This window comes from Mordavella massiliensis (assembly GCF_016902415.1).
Classification (GTDB): domain Bacteria; phylum Bacillota; class Clostridia; order Lachnospirales; family Lachnospiraceae; genus Merdimonas; species Merdimonas faecigallinarum.
Window position 1 is genome coordinate 69,561 of record NZ_JACJLV010000006.1, and the last position, 15,683, is coordinate 85,243.

General features: G+C 48.6%; 16 protein-coding genes. All 16 read right to left on the reverse strand.

Features of this window, described 5'->3' with window-relative positions; all coding sequences use genetic code 11:
• Positions 1-73: 73 nt before the first annotated feature.
• Positions 74-1,468: an LCP family protein gene (locus H6A13_RS03135; protein WP_204908168.1), complete on the reverse strand. Its 1,395-nt coding sequence runs from the start codon at positions 1,466-1,468 to the stop codon at positions 74-76.
• A 100-nt stretch (positions 1,469-1,568) separates the two neighbouring features.
• Entirely contained in the window at positions 1,569-2,489 is a 921-nt protein-coding gene (locus H6A13_RS03140; RefSeq protein ID WP_204908169.1) for a glycosyltransferase family 2 protein, read from the reverse strand.
• Positions 2,479-3,597 (reverse strand): LCP family protein, encoded by a 1,119-nt coding sequence (locus tag H6A13_RS03145; RefSeq protein WP_204908170.1) that lies wholly within the window; start codon positions 3,595-3,597, stop codon positions 2,479-2,481. Before H6A13_RS03145 ends, H6A13_RS03140 begins: the two co-directional genes overlap by 11 nt.
• An 18-nt stretch (positions 3,598-3,615) precedes the next feature.
• Positions 3,616-5,019: an undecaprenyl-phosphate glucose phosphotransferase gene (locus H6A13_RS03150; protein WP_204908171.1), complete on the reverse strand. Its 1,404-nt coding sequence runs from the start codon at positions 5,017-5,019 to the stop codon at positions 3,616-3,618.
• Positions 5,020-5,147: 128 nt separating this feature from the next.
• Positions 5,148-6,101, reverse strand: coding sequence for a glycosyltransferase family 2 protein (locus tag H6A13_RS03155; protein ID WP_204908172.1), 954 nt, complete (start codon positions 6,099-6,101; stop codon positions 5,148-5,150).
• 3 nt (positions 6,102-6,104) lie between these two features.
• Positions 6,105-7,931 carry a glycosyltransferase family 2 protein gene (locus H6A13_RS03160; protein WP_204908173.1) on the reverse strand — a complete coding sequence of 609 codons (1,827 nt, stop codon included), beginning with the start codon at positions 7,929-7,931 and terminating at the stop codon, positions 6,105-6,107.
• A 23-nt stretch (positions 7,932-7,954) separates the two neighbouring features.
• Positions 7,955-9,085 carry a hypothetical protein gene (locus tag H6A13_RS03165; protein ID WP_204908174.1) on the reverse strand — a complete coding sequence of 377 codons (1,131 nt, stop codon included), beginning with the start codon at positions 9,083-9,085 and terminating at the stop codon, positions 7,955-7,957.
• Positions 9,086-9,188: 103 nt separating this feature from the next.
• Positions 9,189-9,800, reverse strand: coding sequence for a dTDP-4-dehydrorhamnose 3,5-epimerase (rfbC, locus tag H6A13_RS03170; protein WP_204908175.1), 612 nt, complete (start codon positions 9,798-9,800; stop codon positions 9,189-9,191).
• Between the two features lie 40 nt (positions 9,801-9,840).
• Positions 9,841-10,782, reverse strand: a complete 942-nt coding sequence (rfbD, locus tag H6A13_RS03175; protein ID WP_204908176.1) for a dTDP-4-dehydrorhamnose reductase — start codon at positions 10,780-10,782, stop codon at positions 9,841-9,843.
• Between the two features lie 16 nt (positions 10,783-10,798).
• Complete coding sequence (rfbB, locus tag H6A13_RS03180) at positions 10,799-11,818, reverse strand: dTDP-glucose 4,6-dehydratase (protein WP_204908177.1); 1,020 nt, start codon at positions 11,816-11,818, stop codon at positions 10,799-10,801.
• A 22-nt stretch (positions 11,819-11,840) separates the two neighbouring features.
• On the reverse strand, positions 11,841-12,737 hold the full coding sequence (gene rfbA / locus H6A13_RS03185; RefSeq protein ID WP_204908178.1) for a glucose-1-phosphate thymidylyltransferase RfbA: 897 nt from the start codon (positions 12,735-12,737) through the stop codon (positions 11,841-11,843).
• Between the two features lie 158 nt (positions 12,738-12,895).
• Positions 12,896-14,077, reverse strand: coding sequence for a MerR family transcriptional regulator (locus H6A13_RS03190; RefSeq protein WP_204908179.1), 1,182 nt, complete (start codon positions 14,075-14,077; stop codon positions 12,896-12,898).
• Between the two features lie 23 nt (positions 14,078-14,100).
• A complete protein-coding gene (locus H6A13_RS03195; RefSeq protein WP_204908180.1) occupies positions 14,101-14,322 on the reverse strand; it encodes a DUF3791 domain-containing protein in 222 nt (73 codons plus the stop codon).
• The gene (locus tag H6A13_RS03200; RefSeq protein ID WP_204908181.1) at positions 14,319-14,789 is read right to left on the reverse strand and encodes a DUF3990 domain-containing protein; all 471 of its coding nucleotides are present in this window, start codon (positions 14,787-14,789) and stop codon (positions 14,319-14,321) included. The genes H6A13_RS03195 and H6A13_RS03200 overlap by 4 nt, the downstream gene beginning before the upstream one ends.
• Positions 14,786-15,022, reverse strand: coding sequence for a DUF3791 domain-containing protein (locus H6A13_RS03205; protein ID WP_204908182.1), 237 nt, complete (start codon positions 15,020-15,022; stop codon positions 14,786-14,788). The genes H6A13_RS03200 and H6A13_RS03205 overlap by 4 nt, the downstream gene beginning before the upstream one ends.
• Before the next feature lie 33 nt (positions 15,023-15,055).
• Positions 15,056-15,628 carry a hypothetical protein gene (locus H6A13_RS03210; RefSeq protein ID WP_204908183.1) on the reverse strand — a complete coding sequence of 191 codons (573 nt, stop codon included), beginning with the start codon at positions 15,626-15,628 and terminating at the stop codon, positions 15,056-15,058.
• Positions 15,629-15,683 lie beyond the last annotated feature (55 nt).

Below are 15,683 nucleotides of genomic sequence, written 5' to 3' on the forward strand. Positions count from 1 at the left end.
TATGATACACGGCCGGCACACGCTTTATGCACCAGCCGCTTTTTGCATCTGTTCTGTTGGAGTTCTCCGGCGTCTAGCCGGTCGGTGTAGTTCCGTCACCAGTTCCTGTACCGGTTCCGGTTCCCGTTCCTGTGCCGGTTCCAGTGCCGCCAGTTCCGCCTCCGGTATCGGTTCCGCCAGTGCCTCCGGTCCAGTCCGTTCCGCCGGTTCCACTACCGGTTCCAGTACCCGTGCCGCCGGTTCCCGTTCCGGTTCCCCAGTCGGTCGTTCCGCCGGTACCGCCAGTCCAGTCCGTTCCGCCGGTACCTGTACCTGTTCCCCAGTCCGTTGTTCCGGTGGTGCCGGTATCTCCGGTCCAGTCATAGGTCTCTTCCGGCTCTACGTAACTGTCGCCGGTCGCCCGGTCTGCAGCCCGCACGCTGATACCGCTTTCAATCTCCTGCACTGTGCTGGAAACCGTATATCCGTCATTTCCAAACAGGAAGTTATGAAGATCCTGCACACTCTCACTTAAGGAGGTAGGGATTACCACACTTCCCACTTCATTTAATGTGTCAGTGGTATTATCCTCCGGGAAGCCTTTGGTCTCTCCCACCTTGTATTCTGTCAGATCCGCCGCATAGGAGATCATTTCTGCCAGAGTAAAGTTTGTAGAAATCTGCGGAAATACTTTATCAATGATCTTATTGATGGAAGAAATGCTCATAGACTGGGCTTTCTCCCCGATCAGCTGTAGCACGGTCCGCTGACGCTCCGCTCTGGTGAAATCTCCACCGGCCGTATACCGGATTCTGGCATAGGAAACTGCCTGTACGCCATTCAGATGATAATCACCCTCTACTTCCGGTTCAATCCTTTCGTAATCTGCCCCCGTTACCTTAGAAGTCTCCACGCAGTAGTTATTCATGTGAACCACTTCCTCCGCCGTCAGATGGAGATCCAGACCATCTAGCGCATCGATCACATCTACCAGCGCATTAAAGTTTACTGTCACATATTTTTCAATATTCATATCCAGATTCCGGTTCAGCATGGATACCGCTGCTTCCGGTCCCCCGAACGAATACGCGGCATTTGCCTTATTAAAGCTTCCGTCATCCAGTTCCAGCAACGTGTCACGGAACACAGATACCAGTTTTACCTCTTTGGTCTCCCGGTTCAGGCTGGCGATCATGATTGTATCACTCCGGTTACCCTTCCCCAGATCATTTTCCCTGGAATCCAGCCCAAACAGCGCCACATTGACGTATCCGGTCTCATGTTCTACTTCTTCTGATATGTTCAGCTTTTCTGCATCCAGTTTGGTTGTCTCAATCTTACTTAATTTGCTGGCCAGGATCACCGTACCGATTGCCAACACTGCCAGTAACGTCGAGCTCAAGATAACAGCAATCTTTTTCCCTAATGACCAGGTAGCAAAGCCTCTTTTTCTTCTCCGCCCTCTTCGATAATGGGGTTTTCTTGCCATGGTCTTATTCCTTTCCTTTGTAACTCATACAATTTACGAAATCATACGTATATCATCATACTCTTTTTTTCGCGAAAATTCAACAAAAATCCTGCTTTTTCTATTCCCAGTACCTGGAATTCATGCTAAGAGATTTTACAAGACACACCGGCAGCCTTTTGTAATTTTTCCCAAGCAGATATCCGGTGTATTTGGCAGCCGAATCCAGGATCAGGGAAATGATCAGCCAGGGAGTATGATTCCGGATCAGAAAACGGATCCCTTTTTGCACCATCCGGATCCCTTCTTTTTCTGATTTTACATTCTGAAAGATCTCCGGATGCTCCGCCTGCGACACTGCCAGATCAAAATTTCTGGAAAACTGCTCTCTTCTTGTATAATTATGAGAATGGATCACCTTCGCATCCGCCTCATAGGCTACAAAATATCCTTCCCGGATACATTTTGCCGCGTAAATCATATCTTCGTTAAAGATTGTCTTCTTTTCAAAGCCACCCAGCTTTTCATAAATCTGCCGGTTGTAAGCGGCGCATACATTCGAACAGAAATAAGTCTTGATTCCCAGTATCTCAAGATCAGCCGCTGATTTCAGCCTGCTGGCAGCCGGATAATTAAAGCTTCTTGTATACCGTTCCAACAGCCGGCATTCTGTTCTTGGCATCTGCCTGGCATAGGAAACCGCCACCTGGTCTTTTCCCAGAGGCCGGATCAGATTTTCAACCAGCGTCCCGTCACAGGGCAGGGCGTCCTGCGTCATGCAGATCACAATATCCGCATCCGACTTTCTGACCGCCCGGTCCCTTGTCCCGCCGTGATCATATTCCTCCGGCAAAAGTTCCTCTGTCATCAACCGAAAACCATACGATTCTCCGGAAGGCAGTTCTCTTCCATCCTCGGTATGCATGATCCATACTGTCCGGACGGGAACCGTCTGCCGGTCCAGAAGATCCAGCAGCTTATGGAATTCTTTCCCCGGCCGGTATACCGGGATCACCACATCAATCTTTGGATTAGTATCCATCTGTTTCCTCCGTGCTTTCTTCCGTTACTTCCGGATAGATACCTGTGATATAGGCGATATTATCACTGATAAATACCAGATCCTCGGTCGGCGTATACTGCTGATCCGGGAACAGGAACTGATGAAGTTCTCTTACATTCTTTTCCAGTCCCACTGGCACCACATAGGATCCCGTATAGCCGGGAACCGATTCGGGCGTAGCCGAATCAAAAGGAAATCCCTTGCTCTCGCCCAACGTATAATCAAAGACTCCCACTGCCATCTGCAGGATCTCCGTTCCGCTTAAGCTGGTGGATACTTCCGGCAGAACCGCGTCAATGATCTCGTTCATCTTGATAATTCCCGCATCTTTGACCTTCTCCACGATCTTGGAAATCACCAGTCTCTGCCGTTCCGTTCTGGTAAAGTCGCCACCGGCCGTGTACCGGATCCGGGCATAGGATACGGACTGAACTCCGTTCAGATGATAGGTGCCTGCCACCTCCGGCTCAATCCTCTCGTAAGACTTTCCTGTGACTTCCGAAGTCTCTACACAGTAGTTATTCATATGAACCACTTCTTCCTCCGTCATCTCAATCTCCAGACCGCCCAGCAGATCCACCACATCCGCCAGCGCCAGGAAGTTCACGCTGACATAATCCTGGATATCCAGATCCAGGTTCCGGTTCAGCATATTCACAGCTTCCTCCGGTCCTCCCTGGGCATAGGCCACATTTGCCTTATCGTAATGCTGGCCTTCCTGTCCAAGCATCGTGTCCCGGTAAACAGAAACCAGTTTTACTTCTTTTGTCTCATTATTCAGGCTGGCCACAATGATCGTATCACTTCTGGCCGGTCCGCCGTCTTCTCCGCCTTCTCCCCTGCTGTCGGTTCCAAACAGCGCGATATTAGTATATCCTTCCTGGGTCCAGCCGCTGGTGTCGATGTCCAGCACTGTATGATCCATCTTTTCAAGCTTAAAGATCGCATAAGCAGCCACACTTAAACCGGCCAGGATCAAAAGTTCCAGGATCAGCACCAGGGCTCTCCTGCGTCTTCTCTTTTTCAGCCGCTTCTTTCTCTCTTCTTTCGCAAGCCGCTCTGCTCTTTTATTTCGTCTTTTCGTCATGTCTTCCCCTTTGGTTTATCAATAGGCGTTCTTGTTTATAAATCCTTTGACAAATGTCAGAATAATAATCTTTATATCCAGTCCCAGTGTCCAGTTCTCGATATAATACAGATCGTATTCAATTCGTTTGTAAATGGAAGTGTCTCCCCGATATCCGTTGACCTGGGCCCATCCGGTGATACCCGGCCTGACCTGATGCTTGATCATATACCTGGGAATCTCTTCCTTAAACTTTTCCACAAACTGCGGCCTCTCCGGCCTTGGTCCCACCAGACTCATATTTCCTTTGAGCACATTGAAGAGCTGCGGAAGTTCATCAATACTGGTTCGGCGGATAAACTTTCCTACCGGTGTGACTCTTGGGTCATTCTGAGTGGTCCATTCTCCTTTTTCCGTCTCCTCGCTCTGAACCACCATGGAACGGAATTTATACATCTTAAAGGGCCGGTTGTGAAGTCCCACCCGCTCCTGCACAAAGATCAGCGGTCCGGGGGCCGTTGCCTTAATGGCGATGGCTGTGATCAGCATCACCGGCGAAAATAAGATGATCGCCACAATGGCTCCGAAAATGTCTACGATCCGCTTCAACCAACGGTTCAGAGGATCATTTAACGGCACCCGGCGGATATTCACCACCGGAAGCCCCTGAATATCTTCTGTATAGGCTCTGCTTGGGATCACCTTGTTGTAATCCGGCACGAATTTTGTGTGCACGCCAGATTTCTCACACATCTTTACAATGCGCTCCAGCTTGTGATATTCCGCAAGGCCAAGGGTGATAATAATTTCGTCCAGACGGTTCTGAGGAAGAATGATCTCCAGATTGTCAATCCGTCCCAGCACCTTTACCCCTTTGTATTCTGTGGCTCTTGGCACGTTATCCGCAAGAATGCCCCGGATCTGGTACCCCCACTCCGGATTCTGGCGGACACGGTCAATATACTCCTCCGCCGCACGGCTGTACCCGACCAGGAGCACATGCTTCTGATTGTAGCCTTTGCTCCGCATCTTCCGAAGGGCAATACGGATCAGATTCCGGGCCAGCACCTCCAGAAATACGTTTAACGCGTAGAAAATAAAAATCATCAATCGTGAAAAATCCGACTGATGGCGGAAATACAGGATCAGTATGAATGCCAGAAGGCCGATGGTGTTGGCCTGAAGGACATTCCACGCCTCCAGTCTCCTTCCACGCATCCGGCGCGGCACATATAATTGAAAGATATAATATAACAACAGATATCCCGGCACAATGAACACCAGGGCCATCATATAGGCCCGCAGCGACAAAAACCAGGGATCCAGTTCAAAAATCCCGCTCTTAAACCGCAGATACCATGCCAGCACATAGGAGATCACGATCACGATTCCGTCTATCGCGACCTGCAGCCGGTTCAAAAGCGGTTGATTTTCACGTATCAAAACTTCATCAACTCCGAAATGATTTCGTAATACTTTTGTAACATACTCAATTTATCATACATTATTTTGCGCTGATACGCAAGAAAAACACTACATTCTGTATTATTTTTAAGAGAATAATAAGTTTTTCACGAAAAAAAGCGGAAAATGTTGATCCACAGTTCCATCTGTATTTTTAGATAATTTTTCAAATGACCTTTTTGATACAGAACCTTTTTCTTCTTTTTCATCAATTTGGGAGCTTCCATTAAGCCTTTCAGATAAATTGCCCCCAGGCCTTTTTTCAGGAAGAACAGATACTTAATCAGAAAACCCGCAAGCAAAAATGGCAGATTCAACAATATCTGCAGAACCGGCATGTTTTTATAGATCAGATACAGGTTGTTTCTGGCCGACAGCCGTACTTTAAACTCATTATGCCTGGAACCGCTGGCAGCGCTTCCCACATGGATGATCCGGGCCATCGGCTCATAGACATTGCGGTATCCGGCGATCCTGGCCCGGTAGCCCACGTCCACATCTTCCAGATAGGCAAAATGCTCTTCATCAAACAAGCCGATTTCTTCAAAAACCTCTCTCCGGTACATCGCGGCGCCTGCGCAGGCAGAAAAGACAGGTCCCCTTTTCCGGTACTGATCCGCCGGCCGGTCCTTCCCCCGTGCATAAGCCCAGCCAAAGGCGTTGTAAAAAGTTCCCGCGCTGTCGATCTTCGTACGGTCCTGATACTGGATCATCTTCGCTTCCACAGAGAAGATCCGCCTGTCTTTTTTCACAGAGGCAAGCATAGCTTCTACAGCGCCTTTACACACCAACGTGTCATTATTCAGCAAAAACACATAGGGCGTCTCTGCTTTCCGGATCCCGATATTCACGGCTTTGCAGAATCCATAATTCTGATCCATGCACACGCACTCCACCTGGGGATACAGGCGGCGGACCTCTTCCACACACCCGTCCCTGGAACCATTATCGACGATGATCACATCCATCTCCAGTCCCGTGCCTGCCAAAAGGCTTTCCACACAGGGACGCAGATAAGCTTCTCCTTTATAATTTGGTATGACAACCGTTACTTCTTTCATGTCTTAACTCCGTTTGTTGTTCTTCAGGGAATAATCCCATTTACTCAGCGTCAGATTGGGATTATACATAGGATCTCCTTTTTTCAGAAGATCCAGCCAGTGGCTTCGCATATACTCAATCTCCGTCTGGAACCGGCGCACCTTCTCTTTGGTATTCTCCGCTCCTCTGGTTTTAGACTCATAGTGATAAAGCTCCACATAAGGATCAAACACCACCAGATACCCGGCTTTTCGTACCCGCAGACAAAAGTCCACATCATTAAAGGCCACTTGAAGTTTTTCCTCCAGACCGCCCATTTCCTCATATACCGAACGCTTCACCATCATGCAGGCCGCCGTAACGGCGGAGAGATCCTGCTGAATGGAAGCCTTATGGAAATATCCCGTAAACTTACGGGGAAGGCCTACAAACACATTTCCTGCCACCCCGCCGATGCCTATGATAATGCCGGCATGCTGTACTGTATCGTCCGGATAGTAAAGCTTTGCGCCCACGATCCCCACGTCCGGTCTCTGACAGTTGGAAAGCAGTTCTTCCAGCCAGTTCTCCGTGATCACTTCCACATCGTTGTTCAAAAGGAGAAGATATTCTCCCTGAGCAGCTTTCGCGCCAAAGTTATTGATGGCAGAATAATTGAAAATGCCCTCCCAGTATACCACCCGGATCCGATCGGAGGCTATTTTTTTATAATAATCAAACGTAGCCTCTTCCACACTGTTATTTTCCACAATGATGACTTCATAATTCCGGTAGGATGATTTTTGGATCGACCGCAGACACTTGTCCAGCATATCCACGTGATCCTTATTGGGAATAATGATAGACACCAGCGGATTTCCTGACATCTGATACTGCACCCGGTAAAATCCCAGGTCCTTTGTATGGGAAACCACACCCGTTTCGCCGCACCGCTTCAGATGTTCCTCGATGGCCCGTTTTCCGGCATCAAAGGCATACATCTTACTGGCCGGGTTATCTGCTGTCGAAGCCTTGTGCACCCGCCAGTGATACAGGATTCTGGGGATGTGAGTGATATGCTCCGCTTTCTCCGTACACCGGAGGATCAGGTCATAATCCTGGGCTCCGTTAAAAGCTCCCCGGAAACCGCCCACTTCTTCCACCAGCTGCTTTTCCGCCACAAAGAAATGGCAGATGTAATTATTGGACCGGAGAAGATCCTTGTTAAAATCCGGCTTCATAAAGGGCTGGAAATGTTCGGACAAATCCGTGGTCACCTTATCCTCATCGGAATAAATCACAGCCGGACGCTCCTTTTGATTTAACGCTTTCACCACCTCATACAGGGCGTCTGCAGTCAGCAGATCATCGTGATCCAATAGACCGATATACGCTCCTTTTGCAATGGCAAGCGCCGCGTTGGTATTCTGGGCGATGCCTTCATTTTCCGGCACTTCTGTCACCCGGATCCTTTCATCCTTCCTGGAAGCAGTCTTTAAAATCCGTACTACATTTTCGTCAGAAGGATCCGCATTGGCAATGCAAAGTTCCCAGTTCCCATAGGTCTGCCTGCGCACAGACTGGATCATCTGCATTAAAAACTCCTCCGGCGTGCGGTAAACCGGTACCAGAATGCTGATCAGCGGCTCATAGGAAAATTTCTCCTTCCTCTGCTGCTCCAGTTCTTCTTTTGTAGGCCTGTGATTACGATACCACTCTTCATAGTCCACATCATCCGCCTGAAACCGCTCTGTCAGCCGGATCCAGAACTCCTTTGGCCCAAAGTGCTTCAGATACAGCAGGCCTTTTTTGATATTATAAGGTGATAATTTCTTTATAATCTTTGTCCATTTAATCTGATAGGTATCCATCCGGTCCTCTCCATTCTTTCCCATTATTTTTGACAAAACTGTTTTAAAATCGCATATCTTCTCCGAAACATTTCATAGTCCTTTTCTCTTCCGACAAACCATTCTTCCCTGATCTCTGCCGTCTGATTCAGACCGCTTCTCTTCACAGCCAGTACGGCTGCTTCCTGCTGGCTCATCTGCCCCGGCTTTTCCGTGGTCAGGCATCCGGCTCCCTCCAGTGAATCATAAGCCGAAAAGGCCCGGTTAAAATCCATCAGGTCGTGGAGCCTGACAGGCCGGTTGTCAGCATTTCGGATCAAAAGCCCCCAGTTTCCCCAGTGACGATCCGTATTGCCCACCAGATAATCCACCACATTCATCATATCATACCCGTAACCATCTAATTGCAAAATATAATCAAGTGGCTGTATTTCCTGATTCGCCGCATAAATGTCGAAAGCCTCTCTGGTAACAATGCCATACTCCAAAGATGTCAACAGACGGCATCTGGAAACCGGCGTCCCTTCATATTCCGCCCTCTCGTAGCGAACCTGATGGCAGGCAAAGCAGGAACAGATCCGGCTTGCCAGGATCTCCCGCGCCACCGCATCCTCTTCTCCGTCTTTTAATAACCAGATTCCATCCACGTCCCGGACCCATGCTTTGGGAAACATTCCGGAAACAGACAGGTCATCCGCAATCAGATCGCGGTTTTCTATGGTCATCTGCCGCCCCTTAAGCGCCACGTCCACAAAGGCATTACTCAGGGAGTTTTCATATAGATTGAGTTCTGAAAACGTCACCGTTTCGCCTTCCTCTCGAACCCAGAAAATATCAGCCAGGCTCAGGCAATGGTAAGACAACGCAATCTGCGCCCGCTCCCGGTCTGTGGTTCCCTGGGACGCTCCGATGCTATTCAAAATCTCTTTTGCGTACACCCGGTCCAGCGTCAATACTCTGGAGGCACACCAGAAGTAAAAATTAGAAAGATTCTGCAGGCAGAGATCAAAGTCCTCTGCTGCCTCCTCCAGATACAGGGAATAGGGAAGAAGCTGCGGCTCACAGATCCGGCACCTGCCCCGGCTGTCCAGAACGGCAGCCAGAGTATCTCCGTGCATGATCTGATACACAGTCGTTTTTTGCTGTGAACTTGTGTAACCACTGGATCTGTCCATAAAAAAGAACCTCCCTTTTCTTTCCTTATCATACACTATTTTCCCCTGCTAGAAAAGAAAAAAATACCCCGCAGGAATCCCACGGGGTATCTCTCTTTATTTTTTATTCGAAATGGAAGGTCTCTTTCAGCACCGCCCACTTCTGGTCTTTGTCGCTTAAGTTGAGAGGCGTTCCATCCTCCAGGGTGTAGCCTTCGGCTGAGGCGCTTCCCGGATACTCTCCCTGAAGCTGCGGCCAGGTGATGCCGATCTCCGGATCGTTCCAGGCCAGTCCGCCCTCGTCTCCCGGATGATAGAAGTCCGTGCATTTGTAGCAGAACTCCGCGATGTCACTTAACACCAGGAACCCGTGGGCAAAGCCTTCGGGAATGTAGAACTGTTTCTTGTTCTCCTCGGTCAGCTCGATGCCAAACCACTTGCCATAGGTATCGCTTCCGCTTCTTAAGTCTACGGCCACGTCAAAGACAGAACCTTTGATCACCCGGACCAGCTTGCCCTGAGGAAATTCCTTCTGGAAATGCAGTCCTCTGAGCACGCCTTTGGTGGAACAGGACTGATTGTCCTGGACAAACACCATATTAAGGCCCGCCTCTTCCATATCCTTCTGATTATAGGTCTCCATAAAATAACCTCTGGCATCTCCGTGAACCGCAGGCTCAATGACGCACAGTCCTTCGATACCGCCCACATTTTTTTCTACTTTGATCTGTCCCATGTTCTCTATCTCCTATCTAATCCTGCATCCGCAGACTCTGTTAAAATTCTATCTCCTTCAGATACCTGTTCAGCGCATCCTGCCAGGTGGGCAGCGGAGTAAATCCGTTCTTCACCAGCTTGCTCTTATCCAGGCGGCTGTTAAACGGTCTTGCAGCCTTGGATACTCCATACTCTGCCGTGGTCACCGGCGCAACGCTGACCCTGTCCTCGCTGTACTCTTCGTGGCCCAGTTCCACTGCCTGGCGGAAGATTTCCTTGGTAAAATCATACCAGCTGATATAGCCGCCCTCATTGGTGGCATGATAGTAGCCGTATTTCTCGGTTCCGATCATATCCACCAGCAGCCTTGCCAAGTCGAAGGTATAGGTGGGCGTTCCGATCTGATCGTTGACCACCGTCAACTTATCATGGGTCTTTGCCACATTCAGCATGGTCTTAATAAAGTTCTTGCCGTTTTTACCAAATACCCAGGCGATCCGGACGATAAAATACTTCTCCAGCGTCTCAGACACCGCCAGCTCGCCTTCCAGCTTAGTCTCGCCGTAGACGTTGAGAGGCTTGTAATCCTTGCAGTCCGGATCCCAGGGCGTCTCTCCCTGGCCGTCAAACACATAGTCCGTGCTGATATAAACCATCTTGCAGTCCAGTTCTTTGCAGACATTGGCGATATACCGGGTGCCGTCCGCATTGATGGCACGCACCTTTGCCACCTTGTCCTCGTCCTCTGCCAGATCCACTGCCGTCCAGGCCGCACAGTGTACGACCACATCCGGATGCACTTCCTTGATCTTTGCAGACACAGCCTTCTCATCGGTGATATCCATCTGGATATAGGGCATCGAAGTCACAGCTGTTCCGTCCGCTATCCCGCTGTATTCCGGCGCGATGTCGCTTCCGATCCCTTCGATCCCGCGCTCTGCCAGCTCATTCATCACATCATGGCCCAGCTGACCGGCCACACCTGTTACTAAAACCTTCATCCACCTTCACTCTCCTTTACCGGTTTCCATACATTTTCTCATAGTAATTCTGATACTCGCCGGAAATGATGGTCTCCCACCATTCCTTATTGTCCAGATACCACTGAATGGTCTTCTTGATACCGTCCGCAAACTTGGTCTCCGGCAGCCATCCCAGTTCATTGTGGATCTTGGTGGGATCGATGGCATAACGCATATCATGGCCTTTTCTGTCTGTCACATAGGTGATCAGGCTCTCCGGCTTGCCAAGCTCTTTACAAATAATCTTTACGATATCAATATTCTTCATCTCATTGTGTCCGCCGATATTATAAACTTCTCCCACGCGTCCTTTGTGGATAATCAGGTCAATGGCCTTGCAGTGGTCTTCCACATACAGCCAGTCGCGGACATTCTCACCTTTTCCGTATACCGGCAGCGGCTTGTCATTTAACGCATTGGCGATCATCAGCGGGATCAGCTTCTCCGGGAAGTGATAGGGTCCGTAGTTGTTGGAGCAGCGGCTGATGGTCACCGGCAGGCCATAGGTTCTGTGGTAAGCCAGTACCAGCAGATCGGCCGCAGCCTTGGAGGAACTATAAGGGCTGCTGGTGTGGATCGGCGTCTCCTCGGTAAAGAACAGGTCCGGACGGTCCAGAGGCAGGTCGCCATATACTTCATCGGTAGATACCTGATGGTATCTCTGAATGCCGTACTTTCTGCAGGCGTCCATCAGGACAGCCGTTCCCTTGATGTTAGTATCCAGGAAGACTTCCGGGTTCTCAATAGAACGGTCCACGTGGCTTTCTGCAGCAAAGTTCACCACCATATCCGGATGCTCTTCCTCAAACAGTTTATACACTGCTTCTCTGTCGGTAATGCTTTCCTTTACAAAGCGGAAATTCGGATTGTCCATCACCGGCGCCAGGGTAGATAAGTTTCCTGCATAGGTCAGGCAGTCCAGGCACACGATCCGGTAGTCCGGGTACTTGTCCAGCATGTGAAATACAAAGTTGCTTCCGATAAATCCGGCGCCGCCGGTTACAATGATTGTCATAATTTTGGTCTCCTTTATGTTATTAATATAAGTTTTCCTGATATTTTCCGTCTACAACGTCCTTTAAGTACTGGCCGTACTGGTTCTTCTTCAATACCTCGTAGACATCCATCACCGCTTCCTTGCTGATCCAGCCGTTGAGGTAGGCGATTTCTTCCAGGCAGGCGATCTTCCGGTGCTGGTGAGTCTCCATGGTCTTGACAAAGTTGGTGGCGTCTACCAGACTCTCATGAGTTCCAGTGTCCAGCCAGGTAAAGCCCTGACCCAGAAGTTCCACGTTGAGGGATTCGTCTTCCAGATAGATCCGGTTCAGGTCTGTGATCTCCAGCTCGCCACGCTTGCCCGGCTTTAAGCCTTTGGCATACTCGACCACCCGGTTGTCATAGAAGTAAAGACCGGTCACACAGTAATTGCTCTTGGGATGTTCCGGCTTCTCCTCAATGGAGATGGCCTTGCCGCTGTGGTCGAATTCTACGATGCCGAACCGCTCCGGATCATCCACATAATAACCAAATACAGTGGCACCTTTCCCTTCTTCTGCATTCTTTACCGCCGCTTTCAGACGCTTTTTCAGGCCGTGGCCGGCAAAGATGTTGTCACCCAGCACCATGGCCACACAGTCATCTCCGATGAACTCCTCGCCAATGATGAAGGCCTGGGCCAGTCCGTCGGGGCTTGGCTGTACTGCATAGGAAAGATCCACGCCAAACTGATGGCCGTCCCCCAGAAGTTCCTGGAACCTGGGCGTATCCTGAGGGGTAGAAATGATGAGGATGTCGCGGATCCCTGCGTTCATCAATACTGACATGGGATAATAGATCATCGGTTTGTCATAGATCGGTAATAATTGTTTGGATGTTACCATGGTCAGAGGATACAGACGCGTGCCGGATCCTCCTGCTAAGATAATGCCTTTCATAGATAGAAAGCCTCCTTTGTATGTTCTCTTCTTAGTATGTACCAATTCCGTCTCGTTTTATCAGTCTGGGGATATTATAAAAGGTGACCTTAGGTCACCTTCAAGTCTTTTTAACAATTTGTAACATTTTCGGCAGATTGCACAAAAAACCAATAATGCTAACAATAACCTATAAATACCCCCGCATCCTTCGTAATCCGCAGCCCTCCATTCGTCCGCTTCTTCACATAGGCAAAGAACTCCCGGTATCGCTCCGGAATATACTGTCCCTGGTTGCCATGGCAGGACAGGATATAAGAGATCAGCGGCTCCGGATCCGGCACGATCAGGCAGTCTTCGTAAGTCCACCACTCCACATCTTCAAAACAGGGCTTCAGGATATCCCTGCCATTCTCCCGGCCAAACCGCTCGTAAAGCTTATCTGCGGACAGCACGATATGTTCATCAAAGTCCTGCACCAGTTCACTGACCTCCTTCATATGGTCGTTCCCATAGGTGCTGCAGACCAGCTTCCCTCCAGGCTTTAACACTCTACGGATCTCACGTACTGCTTTTCCTGGATCCTCACAGTAAAAAAGCACATGGTCGGCGATTACCAGATCAAAGCTCTCATCCGGACATGGAATCTGCTGACAATCCATCACCTGGAAGTCAAACCTCTTGTCCTCTGTCCCAAGAGCACGCCTGGCATCTCTCAGCATGCCTTCTGAAATGTCAGAGAGCAGGATCTCCACATCCGCCGGCAGGTTCTCCCGGTTCTGAAGCCAGAGCGTCCCGTCTCCACACCCCACTTCCAGGATCTGCATGCCGAGCCGGATTTCACACTGCTCATACACCCAGGGAAACCACCCTTTCGGATTCTGGGCATAATGGCTGTGAAGACTGATCCGGGAGGAAATGTTGGAAGCATTCTGATACTGATTTTTCAGGCTCTGCTCCATACCGGTCAGATGGATCAGATTCAGCATCCGGCTCCAGTCAATGGTATGCTCCTCCTGGATGGCATCCGCCGTATCCTTAATGGCCTGCTCCACCAGCTGCATCTGCTCAATCCGGTCCTGTACCAGTTTCCTCTGGATCTTTAAGGAATTCAGCATAAAATGATAATCCGAATCCGCCACTGTCATCTCCCGGATATCATCCAGAGAGAATCCCAGATATTTCAAAAGAAGGATCTGCTGCAGTCTTGCAAAATCCTCGTCCGTATAGAAACGAGCCCCCGCTTCTGTCACAAGCGAGGGCTTTAAGATATTCTGTTTGTCATAGTAACGTATCGTCCGGAGCGTCACGCCCGCCATGCGGGCGAACTCGCCGGAAGAATAATAACCTGGTTTTTTCATAGCTTTCCATTATCTCAATTCGATTATTTAACAACCTGCTTTGTCTCATATTCCTGTTTTAGTTCTTCCGCCAGATACTCGTCACTCATACAATGCATATCAGAAACCCCGTCCCGCATCAACTGATAGACTTCAGAATGATAGAAGAATTCCAATGCATCATCCAGCGAGATATTCATTCTCCCGGCAAAACACTCAATGACACGGCTATACTTTTTTTGAAGTAAAATCGGATTCGCATTCATACCCTTTCACTCCCCTCAAAACGCAAACAACTCAGAGCTTTTTCTGTACGAAAGCAAAACTGCAAGTTCGGTTTTTCATAGCGCAGACGGTTAAGAGCTTCCGTCTTATCAATCAGACCGTCAAAAAATAACTCTACGGTATTAAACACCTTATCATTTGCCACGCCTCCGATCACAAGATCATAACCGGTAGTATCTTTCTCTCTTCGACAGTTCAGGATAAAATCCAACCACTCTTCAGAATAGGAGTCCAATTCCAGCACTTTCAGATTCTCTTCACAGCTTTCATCAAATGCATAACAGGAAATAATCCCTTCTTTACCGCGGCGTCTAAACTTACCACACCACTTTGCGGCTTGCTCATACAGAGGTGTAACATAAAATCCGCAACCAAAGTCTACGTTGGTACGGGAATGAACCAGATCCGGCTCTGCAATTTCCATGTAAGAACCATGATACAGAATCATACATGCACCCCTCTCTCTTTCATTACATCAAGAATATCTCTCACAATGTACTCCCTGCTCTGAGTATGAAGGATATCGTATTCCGGAATGATATAGTCTTTCAGGATATTGCTTTCTCCGGTAAACGCCTGATATACCCGTTCCGCATTTACGCCAAGTTCTTTTGCAACATTCTCAATACAAAATACAGCAAATTCCAACTCTCTGGATTTTTTAATTGTTCCTTCCGGCATTTCGAATCATTCCTTCCGTATCATTCATATAGATTATGGCTTTACTTTATCTAACTCCGTATCCTTCTCTTCCAATTGACGCTCCTGTATCTTCAGATTCCCTCCGTAGGAAGTCATCAGTTTTCGTTGAAGTTTCAGATAAGACGGTTCTGCCTTAAGACGAGGAATAGACGATGATACTACAATCCTTCCATATACATTAGAACAAGATCTGAAAAACTTGGGAAACAGCATCAGTGTACTATCTATTTGTCCCATTGCTTTCCTTACGTCCACACCTTTTAATTCTACCAGAATCGCTGCCGGCCTCTCGCCCTCTACAACATATAGATAATCACATTTGGGAGTCTGCGCCGGGACTGTCGCATCTACACAAATAATTCCTCCATCCATCTTGTAAGATACAATATGCTTTTTTCGTGTATTGTTCAGAATATATCTCTTCTTCTTTTCTTCACATTTCACACTTGACCTTTCGTCAGAAGACTCAATACATTCATCCTTACGATTGTTACAGTTTTCCGGCTCTTCTCCTTTTATCGTTCTAGCTATTAGGCGTTTGCGAAACGCCAAAAGCCGCATAAATACGGCATTTTTTGTTGCCAAAATAAAATATCTCCTCAAGGTTTATGGTAAAATAGAGTTGACTAGAAACTATTAA

Excerpts from the sequence above, each read along its gene's own strand:
- H6A13_RS03165 (WP_204908174.1), bottom strand. The coding sequence starts at position 9,085 with ATGGACAGATCCAGTGGTTACACAAGTTCACAGCAAAAAACGACTGTG.
- rfbC (WP_204908175.1), bottom strand. The coding sequence starts at position 9,800 with ATGGGACAGATCAAAGTAGAAAAAAATGTGGGCGGTATCGAAGGACTG.
- H6A13_RS03200 (WP_204908181.1), bottom strand. The coding sequence starts at position 14,789 with ATGATTCTGTATCATGGTTCTTACATGGAAATTGCAGAGCCGGATCTG.
- H6A13_RS03195 (WP_204908180.1), bottom strand. The coding sequence starts at position 14,322 with ATGAATGCGAATCCGATTTTACTTCAAAAAAAGTATAGCCGTGTCATT.
- H6A13_RS03190 (WP_204908179.1), bottom strand. The coding sequence starts at position 14,077 with ATGAAAAAACCAGGTTATTATTCTTCCGGCGAGTTCGCCCGCATGGCG.
- H6A13_RS03160 (WP_204908173.1), bottom strand. The coding sequence starts at position 7,931 with ATGGATACCTATCAGATTAAATGGACAAAGATTATAAAGAAATTATCA.
- rfbA (WP_204908178.1), bottom strand. The coding sequence starts at position 12,737 with ATGAAAGGCATTATCTTAGCAGGAGGATCCGGCACGCGTCTGTATCCT.
- H6A13_RS03205 (WP_204908182.1), bottom strand. The coding sequence starts at position 15,022 with ATGCCGGAAGGAACAATTAAAAAATCCAGAGAGTTGGAATTTGCTGTA.
- H6A13_RS03135 (WP_204908168.1), bottom strand. The coding sequence starts at position 1,468 with ATGGCAAGAAAACCCCATTATCGAAGAGGGCGGAGAAGAAAAAGAGGC.
- H6A13_RS03140 (WP_204908169.1), bottom strand. The coding sequence starts at position 2,489 with ATGGATACTAATCCAAAGATTGATGTGGTGATCCCGGTATACCGGCCG.
- H6A13_RS03155 (WP_204908172.1), bottom strand. The coding sequence starts at position 6,101 with ATGAAAGAAGTAACGGTTGTCATACCAAATTATAAAGGAGAAGCTTAT.
- H6A13_RS03145 (WP_204908170.1), bottom strand. The coding sequence starts at position 3,597 with ATGACGAAAAGACGAAATAAAAGAGCAGAGCGGCTTGCGAAAGAAGAG.
- rfbB (WP_204908177.1), bottom strand. The coding sequence starts at position 11,818 with ATGACAATCATTGTAACCGGCGGCGCCGGATTTATCGGAAGCAACTTT.
- rfbD (WP_204908176.1), bottom strand. The coding sequence starts at position 10,782 with ATGAAGGTTTTAGTAACAGGTGTGGCCGGTCAGCTGGGCCATGATGTG.